11 protein-coding genes are annotated in these 12,081 nt (G+C 57.3%); 9 read left to right on the top strand and 2 right to left on the bottom strand.

Going from position 1 to position 12,081, the window contains the following annotated elements; all coding sequences use genetic code 11:
• Positions 1-63: 63 nt before the first annotated feature.
• The 6 genes from ACR0EK_RS01960 to lexA all read left to right on the top strand — a co-directional run bounded on the left by ACR0EK_RS01960 (position 64) and on the right by lexA (position 4,889).
• Entirely contained in the window at positions 64-645 is a 582-nt protein-coding gene (locus ACR0EK_RS01960) for an anthranilate synthase component II (RefSeq protein ID WP_209503818.1), read from the top strand.
• Entirely contained in the window at positions 642-1,661 is a 1,020-nt protein-coding gene (gene trpD, locus ACR0EK_RS01955) for an anthranilate phosphoribosyltransferase (RefSeq protein ID WP_480557934.1), read from the top strand. Before ACR0EK_RS01960 ends, trpD begins: the two co-directional genes overlap by 4 nt.
• A complete protein-coding gene (gene trpC, locus ACR0EK_RS01950; RefSeq protein ID WP_480564594.1) occupies positions 1,658-2,470 on the top strand; it encodes an indole-3-glycerol phosphate synthase TrpC in 813 nt (270 codons plus the stop codon). Before trpD ends, trpC begins: the two co-directional genes overlap by 4 nt.
• The gene (gene moaC, locus ACR0EK_RS01945; protein WP_267364518.1) at positions 2,470-2,943 is read left to right on the top strand and encodes a cyclic pyranopterin monophosphate synthase MoaC; all 474 of its coding nucleotides are present in this window, start codon (positions 2,470-2,472) and stop codon (positions 2,941-2,943) included. Before trpC ends, moaC begins: the two co-directional genes overlap by 1 nt.
• Positions 2,940-4,112 carry a molybdopterin molybdotransferase MoeA gene (locus ACR0EK_RS01940; RefSeq protein ID WP_480564591.1) on the top strand — a complete coding sequence of 391 codons (1,173 nt, stop codon included), beginning with the start codon at positions 2,940-2,942 and terminating at the stop codon, positions 4,110-4,112. The genes moaC and ACR0EK_RS01940 overlap by 4 nt, the downstream gene beginning before the upstream one ends.
• A gap of 78 nt (positions 4,113-4,190) precedes the next feature.
• Positions 4,191-4,889, top strand: coding sequence for a transcriptional repressor LexA (lexA, locus tag ACR0EK_RS01935; RefSeq protein ID WP_267364515.1), 699 nt, complete (start codon positions 4,191-4,193; stop codon positions 4,887-4,889).
• Here the strand turns inward: lexA and ACR0EK_RS01930 are convergent.
• Positions 4,886-6,931, bottom strand: coding sequence for a ComEC/Rec2 family competence protein (locus tag ACR0EK_RS01930; protein WP_480564588.1), 2,046 nt, complete (start codon positions 6,929-6,931; stop codon positions 4,886-4,888). The two genes, lexA and ACR0EK_RS01930, sit on opposite strands and share 4 nt — an antisense overlap.
• A 78-nt stretch (positions 6,932-7,009) precedes the next feature.
• Here ACR0EK_RS01930 and gltX point away from each other — a divergent pair, with 78 nt between their 5' ends.
• Positions 7,010-8,410, top strand: a complete 1,401-nt coding sequence (gene gltX / locus ACR0EK_RS01925; protein WP_480565258.1) for a glutamate--tRNA ligase — start codon at positions 7,010-7,012, stop codon at positions 8,408-8,410.
• Between the two features lie 121 nt (positions 8,411-8,531).
• A complete protein-coding gene (gene gltA / locus ACR0EK_RS01920) occupies positions 8,532-9,827 on the top strand; it encodes a citrate synthase (RefSeq protein ID WP_480485519.1) in 1,296 nt (431 codons plus the stop codon).
• A 93-nt stretch (positions 9,828-9,920) separates the two neighbouring features.
• Here gltA and ACR0EK_RS01915 read toward each other — a convergent pair whose 3' ends face one another.
• Positions 9,921-10,988, bottom strand: a complete 1,068-nt coding sequence (locus ACR0EK_RS01915) for a PA0069 family radical SAM protein (RefSeq protein WP_480493089.1) — start codon at positions 10,986-10,988, stop codon at positions 9,921-9,923.
• Positions 10,989-11,258: 270 nt separating this feature from the next.
• Between ACR0EK_RS01915 and ACR0EK_RS01910 the strand changes: the two genes are divergently transcribed.
• A complete protein-coding gene (locus ACR0EK_RS01910; protein WP_209503809.1) occupies positions 11,259-11,957 on the top strand; it encodes a corrinoid protein in 699 nt (232 codons plus the stop codon).
• Positions 11,958-12,081 lie beyond the last annotated feature (124 nt).

Below are 12,081 nucleotides of genomic sequence, written 5' to 3'. Positions count from 1 at the left end.
ATTATACCGTGGCCCGGGGTTGCATCGCCAGCCCGAAATGCCCAAGCGAAGATAAGTGCCCATATGCTGCTGCTGATCGACAACTACGACTCGTTTACCTACAATTTGGTACATTATTTGGGCGAACTTGGTGCCGAAATGGTCATTCGCCGCAATGATGCGCTGGATGTGCAAGAAGCAATGGCCATGAACCCGGCTGGGATCCTGCTAAGCCCCGGCCCCTGCGACCCGGATCAGGCGGGCATCTGTCTGGCTCTGACCGAAGCCGCCGCCGAGACCAAAACGCCCCTTTTGGGGGTTTGTCTTGGGCATCAGACCATCGGACAGGCATTCGGTGGCAAGGTGGTACGATGCCACGAAATTGTGCATGGCAAGATGGGCATCATGCACCACACCGGAAAAGGCGTCTTTGCTGGCCTTCCATCGCCCTTTGAAGCCACACGTTACCATTCGCTGGTGGTCGAGCGTGAGACGCTGCCCGACTGTCTTGAGATCACAGCCGAGCTGGAAGACGGCACGATCATGGGGCTGCAACACAGGGAACTGCCTATTCACGGTGTTCAGTTCCACCCTGAATCGATTGCGTCCGAGCATGGTCACGCCCTTCTCAAGAATTTCCTGCAAGAACTGAAAGTCCCCGCATGAGCGACGCGCTGAAACCGCTGATTGGAGCAGCCGCCGATCGTCCGCTGACCCGTAAAGAGGCCGAGACTGCCTTTGGCATCCTGTTCAACGGCGAAGCCACGCCAAGCCAGATTGGCGGGCTGTTGATGGCCATGCGTACAAGGGGGGAAACGGTTGATGAATATGCCGCGGCCGCGGCTGTGATGCGCGCCAAGTGCAATGCCGTGCGGGCGCCCGAAGGGGCGATCGACATCGTTGGCACGGGCGGAGACGGGAAAGGCACCCTGAACATCTCGACCGCGACTGCATTTGTCGTCGCAGGCGCTGGCGTGACAGTCGCCAAACACGGCAACCGCAACCTAAGCTCCAAATCCGGCGCAGCGGATGCACTGGGGCAAATGGGTATCAACGTTATGGTTGGACCACAAGTTGTTGAAAGTGCTCTGAAAGATGTCGGTATCGGTTTCATGATGGCACCGATGCATCACCCGGCCATTGCGCATGTTATGCCCTCGCGGCAGGAACTGGGAACGCGCACGATTTTCAATATCCTGGGCCCGCTGACCAACCCTGCCGGTGTCAAACGGCAACTGACGGGTGCCTTTAGCCGCGAGCTGATCCGCCCCATGGCTGAAACACTAGGCTTGCTTGGGTCAGACCGCGCGTGGCTGGTACACGGATCGGACGGGACAGACGAGTTGACGATCACCGGTATCAGCTGGGTCGCCGCTTTGGAAGATGACGTGATCAAAGAGGTCGAGCTGCACCCCGAGGATGCTGGCCTGCCTGTGCACCCTTTCGAAGACATCCTCGGCGGAACCCCTGAAGAGAACGCCATCGCATTTCGTGCGCTGCTGGACGGCGCCCCGTCCGCGTATCGTGACGCAGTGTTGCTGAACTCTGCCGCGGCATTGGTTGTCGCTGATGCGGCAGGTGATCTGCGCGAAGGTGTGGCCATGGCCGCCGAGAGCATCGACAGCGGTGAAGCCAAAAACAAAATTACGGCCTTGGCCGCCAAGACTCAGGAGGCCGCATGACCGAAACCGTTCTGGACAAGATCAAAGCCTACAAACTGGAAGAAATCGCAGCAGACAAGGCTCAGAAGTCCTTGGAAACGCTAGAAAGTGAAGCACGTGCCGCTTCGGAAACCCGCGGGTTTGCCGCAGCGCTTCAAGCTGCGTCCCGGCAAGGTTACGGCCTGATCGCTGAGGTCAAGAAAGCCAGCCCCTCCAAGGGTTTGATCCGGCCTGATTTTGATCCGCCTGCCTTGGCCAAGGCATATGAAGAAGGCGGTGCTGCGTGTTTATCCGTGCTCACCGACACGCCCAGCTTTCAAGGTGCCAAGGAATATCTGACACAAGCGCGTAACGCGACATCTCTGCCCGCTTTGCGCAAAGATTTCATGTATGACCCTTATCAGGTGGTCGAGGCACGTGCTTTGGAAGCCGACTGTATTCTGATCATCATGGCATCCGTCAGCGATGATCAGGCAGCCGAGTTGGAACAAACCGCTTTCGATTGGGAGATGGATGTTCTGATTGAGGTGCACGACGAAGCCGAGCTTGAACGCGCAGCCCAACTGAAAAGCCCATTGATTGGCATAAATAACCGCAATCTCAAAACCTTCGAGACCACTCTTGATACAACACGACGCCTGTCCAAACTGGTACCGGCAGACCGTACTATCGTGTGTGAAAGCGGGTTGGGCAACCCGGAAGATTTGCGGGATATTGCGCGCTATGGCGCCCGGTGCTTTTTGATCGGCGAAAGCCTGATGCGCCAGGACGATGTCGAAGCGGCCACCCGCCACATCCTGTCCAATCCGCTTATCCCCGGAGTGATGTGATGCCGCTGACCCATTTCGATGCTCAAGGTCAGGCGCACATGGTCGACGTCTCGGGCAAAGAGGTCACAGATCGCATAGCCGTAGCTGTAGGTCACGTGAAAATGGCGCCGGAAACCTATGGAATCATTTCAGAACAACGCGCAGCAAAGGGCGATGTTTTGGGCGTTGCCCGCCTGGCCGGTATCATGGGTGCAAAGAAGACGCCGGATCTGATCCCGCTCTGCCATCCTTTGCCAGTGACCAAGGTTGCCGTTGAACTGACCCTCGACCCGGATCTGCCGGGTGTTCAGATCGAAGCGACAGTCAAGACGTCAGGTCAAACCGGAGTTGAAATGGAGGCCCTGACCGCCGTTTCCACCGCAGCCTTGACTGTGTACGATATGACCAAAGCCGTCGACAAAGCGATGGAAATTGGCGGCATTCATGTAAGCCTCAAAGACGGCGGAAAATCAGGACGTTACGAGGCGAAATGATTACCGTCGAAGAAGCGCGCGCCCTGCTGTTCGATCTTGTCAGCCCTCTACCTTCGGAACAGGTTCCACTGGCCCAGTCTGCGGGACGTGTTCTGTCACACGAGGTTGTGGCAACGCGCGACCAGCCGCCATTTGCCGCATCATCGATGGATGGCTATGCCGTCAAAGCCGACGAAGTCGAGCTTCATGCCATGTTCAAAGTGGTGGGAGAATCCGCCGCGGGCCGTCGTTTCGACGGCTCAGTAGGCCCCGGTCAGGCCGTACGTATCTTTACCGGCGCTCCGGTTCCCGAGGGTGCAGACTTCGTTGTGATTCAGGAAGATACCGACCGGCGTGGCGATCTGATCACGATCACAGACGACCCCGGCCCCAAAACGAACATCCGCCCTGCCGGTGTGGATTTTATGGCAGGCACGCCCATCACGGCACCACGTATGATCCGCGCCGAAGACGTTGCCCTGATGGCTGCGATGAATATCGCGCAGGTCCCGGTTTCTGGAAAACCCGTGATTGCCCTGATCTCGACCGGCGACGAACTTGTCATGCCCGGCGAAGAACCGGGACCGGACCAGATTGTCGCGTCGAACACGTTTGGATTGCGGGCATTGCTTGAGGGGCTCGGTGCTGTGGTTCGTGTCCTTCCGATTGCACGGGACACGGTTTCATCGCTTGAGACTGCGTTTGATCTGGCGCGAGGGGCCGATCTCGTCGTGACGATTGGCGGTGCGTCGGTTGGTGACTACGACCTTGTGTCTGATGTATCGCAGGGTTTGGGGATGGATCGGTCTTTCTACAAGATCCGAATGCGCCCCGGAAAACCCCTGATGGCTGGTCGCATGGGTGGCACCGCGATGGTCGGACTTCCTGGGAACCCGGTCAGCGCGATGGTCTGTGGCTATCTGTTCCTTGCCCCGATGGTGCGCCGGATGCTGGGGTTGGAATTGGTTCTGCCGCCCTTTCGGTCTGCCCACTTGACCGAACCACTGACAGAAAACGGCCCGCGCGAGCATTACATGCGCGCGGTTCTGGGCGAAACGGGTATCCGGGCCTGTGCAGATCAGGACAGCTCTCTCCTTAGCGTTCTGGCGCAGGCAAACGCCCTATTGGTCCGTCCCCCGAACGATCCCGCCCGCAAGACCGGGGAAACGGTTCAGTACCTGCCGATCTGAACTTCTCCCAAATTCATTGACACAAAACGTGAACATGCGTAGAACAAAAGAAAACGCATGAGCGACGAGGTGTGAGCAATGCTGACCAAGAAGCAATTGGATTTGTTGAAATTCATCCAAAAACGCGTGCAGGCGGACGGTGTTCCGCCCAGTTTCGATGAAATGAAGGCCGCGCTTGACCTGCGGTCGAAATCCGGCATCCACAGGCTGATCACTGCACTGGAGGAACGTGGCTTTATTCGTCGCCTCGCGCATCGTGCCCGCGCGATTGAAATTGTGAAACTTCCCGAAAGCCTTGGCGGCGAACCAACTGCCGGTTTTTCACCCCGCGTGATCGAGGGTGACAGGCCCAAGGGCCCCCGCCCGACCAATATTGAGCCAGTTGCTGTGGATGCGCTGGAATTGCCGGTGATGGGTCGGATCGCGGCGGGTGTCCCCATTGAGGCGATCAGCCACGTGTCGCATCACGTGGCAGTCCCCGGCCCCATGGTGTCCGGGAAGGGCCAGCACTATGCGCTTGAGGTTCGCGGCGACTCGATGATTGACGCGGGCATCAATGATGGGGATGTGGTTGTCATCCGCGAAACCGCGACTGCTGATAACGGTGATATCGTGGTTGCACTGGTAGAAGATCAGGAAGCAACGCTGAAACGCTTTTTCCGCCGCGGCAACGCTATCGCTCTCGAAGCGGCCAACCCGGCTTATGAGACGCGCGTTCTTCCCGAAGAAATGGTCAAGGTTCAGGGTCGCCTAGTCGGTCTGATCCGCACCTATTAATCCTGCTTCAAACGACGGTCCCCGGCGGGCTTCGGGGACCAGAGCCGTTGGCCTGTCAGTTCTGCGCTGGAAGTCAGTTTTCCGTCCGACAATGACAGGCTGCCGGTTTCGCTCAGGTGATCCGGATCGAAGACTGCGCACGCGCCCGAAAGGGGCAGCGCGACCGTCGAAACAATGATCTGGTTGTGTTTGCATTCGTCAAACTTGCGCGCAGCCCTTTTGCCCGAAATATGGATGATTTCCATATCCTGATAAGGGTACCGCTGAACGGTGCTGCTATCCGGCCATCGGCCTGCTGCCGCAATCTGATCAACACCGTCACCGTCATTCTCCAGCCAGACGCTGGCGACAAACCCACTGCCTTTGCTTTTACTCAGGGCCCGCCCCTGAGAGGTCATCACGCCGACCAACCCCCCGTTTTCTGCAATCAGAACATCTGGCCTGTGGCCCGAATTCCAAAGCAAAAATGAAAGAATGACGGGCCCGACCCCGTACCAACGCGCGCGCCCTTGCCACAAGGCCAGCCACAAAGCCCCAACAGCAACAAGTGGCAATACATACCAGGGCGGACTGACTACAAAACCCTGAGCACCGCCCAGATGCGACACCCAGTTTGACACCCACAGGATCCAATGCAGAGCCCAGCCCATTACGGTCAGCGGGACAGCCTCAAACCCAAAAGGGGCCACCAGTGCGGCGACAACTGCCGCAGGTACAACAACAAGGCCCATCACGGGCACGGACAGCAGATTCGCCAGCAATCCATAGTGAGACATCGTATTGAAATGCGCAGCGCCAATTGGGGCCGTGGCAAGCCCGGCTATCGCCGAGGACATAACCACGCCAGCAATCGGTTTTAACCAATTCGGGCCCGGTAACGGACCCACCTTTTGCAATGCACCGAAGACGGCGACCAATGCTGTCGTTGCGGCAAAGGACATCTGAAAGCCTGGGCTCAGCAGCGACTCGGGCCAAAGAACCAGAACGATCAGCGCAGCAACAGAAACCGCACGCAATGAAATCGCACGCCTGTCGATCAACACGGCCACCAGCATGACACTGACCATGACATAGGCGCGCTCGGTTGCGATATTCCCACCGGACAGCAGTAAATAAAGCGTTGCCGCGATCAGCGCGAACACAGCCGCAACTTTTCGAACAGGTAACCTCAATGCCACGTAGGGGATCAGTGACAAACCAATGCGACAGGCCACAAAAACAAAACCCGTCAGTAACCCCATGTGAAGCCCGGAAATGGCAAGCAAATGTGCCAGGTTCGATGCGCGCAGGGACAAGAGCGTCTCTTGCCCCATACCGCTTCGATCACCTGTGGTGACGGCAGCAGCAAACCCACCGATTTCTCCGGGCAGGATTTGTTTCACTCGCCGCGATATCGCCATTCGGATTGCGGTAATCCGAACACCGCCAATACCGTCTTTGGCTGGCGCAATCGTCAAAACAGGAACGCGGGTATACCCGACCGCACCCAGCCCCTGAAACCAGGCATGACGACGAAAATCGAACCCGCCAGGTTCAACCGGGCCCTGCGGCGGCGAAAGATGCGCTGTGGTCATGATCCGTTGGCCAGGCGCAAAAGGGTCTGTCGTGCCATGAACAGAAAGACGGATGCGTTGCGGCCTGCGCTCCTGCGGCACGTCCCCTACGCGCACCTGATCGAGCGTCAACCGCAACGCATCCGACGCAGACCGATCCATGGCGACGACCCTCCCCTCGACAGGGCCATAATACCGCCAGGACAGGACCGGTTCTGCCACCATATGGGCGCGAGTGCCTGCCAGTATGAAACCGACCGCAATCAGCGCCCCCCCGGTCGCTAACGTTCCCACCCCCGGTGGCAGCCGGCGGCTTAAGGCAAAAAGAGCCAGGAACAAGCAAGACAGACCTGCGTATACCGGCCAGCCGGGCTCGCTCCGGGCACCGAAATAGAGACCGATCCCCGTTGCCAGCATGACTGGCGTCCACGGAAACAGGTACCCTGTCTGGTGCAGCAGCGCGGCCTCGACCCGTGAAAGAACACGCATGGTTGCCCCCGTCCTTCGGGCTCGTTAGACAGGCGTCAAACTATGCCAGATACGGTTACCAAAAGGTTAATCCTCAACATGTCCGAACAGGTCGTCACACGTTTTGCCCCCTCGCCCACAGGTTTTCTGCACATCGGTGGCGCGCGCACCGCATTGTTCAACTGGCTTTACGCCCGCGGACGTGGTGGAAAGTTCCTGCTGCGGATCGAAGACACCGACCGGGAACGCTCGACCCCCGAGGCGACCACCGCGATCCTTCAGGGCATGGAATGGCTGGGACTGGACCATGATGGCGATGTAATCAGCCAGTTCGAAGGAGCTGCCCGGCATGCTGAAGTCGCGCACCAGCTTCTGGCCGAGGGAAAGGCATATAAATGCTTCTCGACGCAGGACGAAATTGCCGCCTTTCGTGAACAGGCGCGGGCCGAGGGCAAGTCGACCCTGTTCCGCAGCCCCTGGCGTGACGCTGATCCTTCAGCACATCCCGACCTGCCATTTGTCGTTCGCATCAAGGCTCCGCAGGACGGCACAACAGTGATCCGCGATCAGGTTCAGGGCAACGTGACCATTCGCAACGACCAACTGGATGACATGGTTTTGCTGCGTTCCGACGGGACACCGGTCTACATGCTGGCGGTGGTGGTCGACGATCATGATATGGGTGTTACCCATGTCATTCGCGGCGACGATCACCTCAATAACGCGGCGCGCCAGATGATGATTTACGAGGCGATGGGCTGGGATGTTCCGGTCTGGGCCCATATTCCGCTGATCCACGGGCCAGACGGTAAGAAACTGTCCAAACGCCATGGCGCGCTTGGCGCGCAGGAATATCAGGCCATGGGCTATCCCGCCGCTGGAATGCGCAACTATCTGGCCCGCCTTGGGTGGAGTCATGGTGACGATGAATTCTTTACGGATGCACAGGCAAAGGACTGGTTTGATCTGAACGGCATCGGCAAAAGCCCTGCCCGGTTTGATCTGAAAAAACTGGAAAACCTGTGTGGTCAACACATCGCCATCTCTGATGATGCTGCACTGCGGCATGAAATCGAAGCGTACTTGGCCGCAGCCGCTTTACCGCCCCTGACAGATTCACAATCCAGTGATTTGGAACGTGCGATGTATTGCCTCAAGGACCGGGCGCGGACTTTTCCTGAACTCCTTGAAAAGGCTCATTTTGTTCTGACAGAACGCCCGATTGTTCCCGACGGGAAAGCGGCAAAGGCGCTGGCATCTGTATCCGACGGTATACTGGAAGAATTGACGCCGCAGTTGCAAAATGCTAGCTGGTCTCGGAACGAACTGGAGGAGACCCTGAATTCCTTTGCCGAGTCAAAGGAGCTCACGTTCGGCAAGCTGGCTGGCCCGCTCAGGGCCGCCTTGGCTGGTCGCGCCGTCACGCCTTCGGTTTTTGACATGATGCTTGTGCTGGGACGGGATGAAACCCTGGCGCGGCTTTCAGAAGCAGCGAAGTAACCCGAATTTCATAAACGGGTAACGCTGCTCCGCTAACACCCGGACTGCGCGAAAGCGCGCAGTCGTTGCCCGCACTGCCCGAGGTTCCTTTGGCGTGCGCATGAATGAAGAAGGGATACCCATGACTGACAGCAACAAGACAGCCACTCTGACCGTTCACGGCAAAGAGTATGAGTTGCCGGTTCATTCCCCGACCGCCGGTCCGGATGTCATTGATATTCGAAAGCTTTACGGTCAGGCAGGTGTATTCACCTATGACCCCGGTTTCACTTCGACAGCAAGCTGCGACAGCACCATAACCTTTATCGATGGTGAAAAAGGCGAGTTGCTGCACCGCGGCTATCCAATCGACCAACTGGCCGAAAAATCGCACTTTCTTGAGGTCTGCTACCTTCTGCTCTACGGAGAGTTGCCGGTCGCAAAAGATCTGGAGAAATTCGAAACCACAATCACCCGCCACACCATGCTGCATGAGCAGATGCAGTATTTCTACCGTGGTTTCCGCCGCGACGCGCACCCGATGGCCATCATGGTCGGTGTTGTCGGTGCGATGTCGGCCTTCTATCACGATTCGACCGATATCGCGGACCCGCACCAGCGCGAGGTCGCCTCGCATCGCCTGATCGCCAAAATGCCGACAATCGCAGCATGGGCTTTCAAATACCACACAGGGCAGCCCTTCGTGTATCCGCGCAATGACTTGGACTATGCGTCGAACTTCCTGCGCATGTGTTTCAGCGTTCCCGCCGAAGAATATGAGGTCAACCCGATCCTCAGCCGCGCGATGGACCGTATCTTCACGCTTCACGCGGACCACGAGCAAAATGCGTCAACGTCTACCGTGCGTTTGGCATCGTCATCGGGCGCAAATCCGTTTGCATGCATCGCCGCCGGCATTGCTTGCTTGTGGGGACCGTCCCATGGTGGCGCCAACCAGGCATGTCTGGAGATGTTGGAAGAGATCGGTACCGTTGATCGCATTCCCGAATTCATCGCCCGCGCCAAAGACAAGAACGACCCGTTCCGCCTGATGGGCTTTGGCCACCGCGTGTACAAAAACTTTGACCCACGGGCCAAGGTGATGAAGCAGTCGGCCGACGAGGTTCTGGATCTTCTGGGCATTGAAGACAACCCGAAACTGCAGGTCGCTAAAGAGCTGGAACGCGAAGCGCTGGAAGACCCGTATTTCGCCGACAAAAAGCTGTTCCCGAACGTTGACTTCTATTCGGGTATCATCCTCGAGGCGATGGGTTTCCCGACCTCAATGTTCACACCAATCTTCGCACTTTCACGGACCGTTGGCTGGGTTAGCCAGTGGAAAGAGATGATTGAAGATCCACAGAACAAAATCGGCCGTCCGCGTCAGCTGTATCTGGGTGAGACACTGCGCGACTACGTGGACATCGAAAACCGCTGAGCCATTAGGGTTCGCAATCAATCCAGAAGGCCCCGGTTAAACCGGGGTCTTTTGCTTTCGTTACTGAAGCAGCGGACGGTTCGGCATTTGGTTTCAGAACAAGCTCATTTGATCCCCGGGTTGCGGCGGAACTGCAAACAGGCCGCATCTTAACGGAGCGGATTTGATCGAAAGCCCCAGTCTTTTGCAGGTTTTAGCAAACCTCAGGGCGATGAGCTCGGCGTATTCCCCCTCACCCCGCATCCTGTGCCCCCAGCGCGGATCATAGTCGCGCCCGCCATGCATTTCACGCAGCTTGGACATGACCTTTTCTGCACGGGCGGGTTCGTGCTCTGCCAGCCAGTCCTGCCAAAGATGAGAGACTTCGCGGGGCAATCGCAACATGATCCAGCTTGCCGCATCTGCGCCCGCCTCTTTTCCAGCGTCCAACAGGCTCTCCAACTCATGATCTGTCAGCCCAGGCACAATAGGCGAGGTCATCACGCGAACCGGAACGCCCGCATCGGTCAACGCTCTGATCGTCTGCAACCGACGCGCCGGAGACGGTGCGCGAGGCTCCATCCGCCGGGACAGACCTGCATCCAGCGTGGTGAGCGATATACCAACCCGCGCCAATCCCCGGCTGGCCATGTCAGCCAGAATATCCAGATCACGCTCGATCAATGTTCCTTTGGTCACGATTGCGACCGGGTGGTTGAATTCTTGCAAGACCTCAAGGCACGACCTTGTAATCAGGCGGTTTTTTTCGATGGGCTGGTAAGGGTCAGTGTTTGTCCCGATCGCGAGCGTGGCGACCTTGTAGGACTTTGCCGACAGTTCCTTGCGCAGAACGATGCTCATGTTGGGGCGCGCAATAAGGCGGGTTTCGAAATCCAGTCCTGCGGACAAGCCCAGATAGGCATGGCTTGGTCTGGCGAAACAATAGACACAGCCATGCTCACACCCCCGATATGGGTTGATCGAACGATCAAAAGGCAAATCAGGTGAACGGTTATAGGTGATAGCACTGCGCGCCACCTCATCCCGCGTCTCGGTTCGCAAGGGCGGCAAGTCTTCATCGATGTCCCACCCGTCATCAACAGCCTGCGTTGCAAACCGTTCAAACCGCCCGGTCGTATTGGACGTCACCCCCCTTGCTTTGATGATATGCCCGATGCTCACGGCACATATGTTCCCTTTTTGTTCCTATCTCACGATAAGCCTGAAACGAATCCTGTGCAAGCCAGCACCGCGAAGAAACCGGGAAGCATTGATGAAAAATAAACAGGATAATATTGCAGACTTTTCAATCGAGCCGGTGCCATTTTTGGCATATAGGTCGGTCCCGAAACGACCAACGTCGCAATCGTCACAGTCAGAATGCGACGTTTTGGCCAAAACGGAAAAAATGCCACCACGGGCCGATGGCCCGCCCAGCACAGGGAATACCCCATGTCCGACGAAGAAGATATCGTCCTGTCCGAACTGAATGATGACGAACTGGTCGATCAGATGTTCGACGATCTCTATGACGGATTGAAAGAAGAGATCGAAGAAGGCACCAATATCCTGCTGGAACGCGGATGGACGCCGTATGACATCCTGACCAAAGCTCTGGTTGGCGGCATGACCATTGTGGGCCATGACTTCCGCGACGGCATTCTGTTCGTTCCCGAGGTTCTGCTGGCAGCCAACGCGATGAAAGGCGGCATGTCGATACTCAAGCCGCTGCTGGCCGAAACCGGTGCTCCGCGTGTTGGCAAGATGGTCATCGGCACCGTGAAGGGTGACATCCACGATATCGGCAAGAACCTTGTGTCGATGATGATGGAAGGTGCAGGATTCGAGGTTGTCGATCTGGGAATCAACAACCCGGTCGAGAATTACCTGGAAGCACTGGAAACAGAACAACCCGACATTCTGGGCATGTCCGCCCTGCTGACCACCACGATGCCTTACATGAAAGTCGTTATCGACACTCTGGTCGAACAGGGCGTGCGCGACGATTACATTGTTCTGGTCGGTGGCGCGCCGCTGAACGAAGAGTTCGGCAAAGCCATCGGTGCAGACGCATACTGCCGTGATGCAGCTGTCGCAGTGGAAACCGCCAAGGATTTCGTGGGCCGCAAGCACAACCAACTGGCTGGCTAAGACCTTTAAGGTTTTTCTTAAAAGGCCGCCCGTTTCGGGCGGTCTTTTTCGTTTTAGCGCTCCGCCCCTTCATGAGGTGTATCGTTTATCCGTTTGTAAACGAAAGTGCGGTTAAAAACCGAAA

This window comes from Ruegeria sp. AE4, assembly GCF_056542185.1.
Note: the sequence above shows the minus strand (reverse complement) of the source record. Positions and strands in the feature narration are given on the sequence as shown.

Coding starts and splice junctions, on each gene's coding strand:
- ACR0EK_RS01960 (WP_209503818.1), top strand. CDS start 64: ATGCTGCTGCTGATCGACAACTACGACTCGTTTACCTACAATTTGGTA.
- trpD (WP_480557934.1), top strand. CDS start 642: ATGAGCGACGCGCTGAAACCGCTGATTGGAGCAGCCGCCGATCGTCCG.
- trpC (WP_480564594.1), top strand. CDS start 1,658: ATGACCGAAACCGTTCTGGACAAGATCAAAGCCTACAAACTGGAAGAA.
- moaC (WP_267364518.1), top strand. CDS start 2,470: ATGCCGCTGACCCATTTCGATGCTCAAGGTCAGGCGCACATGGTCGAC.
- ACR0EK_RS01940 (WP_480564591.1), top strand. CDS start 2,940: ATGATTACCGTCGAAGAAGCGCGCGCCCTGCTGTTCGATCTTGTCAGC.
- lexA (WP_267364515.1), top strand. CDS start 4,191: ATGCTGACCAAGAAGCAATTGGATTTGTTGAAATTCATCCAAAAACGC.
- ACR0EK_RS01930 (WP_480564588.1), bottom strand. CDS start 6,931: ATGCGTGTTCTTTCACGGGTCGAGGCCGCGCTGCTGCACCAGACAGGG.
- gltX (WP_480565258.1), top strand. CDS start 7,010: ATGTCCGAACAGGTCGTCACACGTTTTGCCCCCTCGCCCACAGGTTTT.
- gltA (WP_480485519.1), top strand. CDS start 8,532: ATGACTGACAGCAACAAGACAGCCACTCTGACCGTTCACGGCAAAGAG.
- ACR0EK_RS01910 (WP_209503809.1), top strand. CDS start 11,259: ATGTCCGACGAAGAAGATATCGTCCTGTCCGAACTGAATGATGACGAA.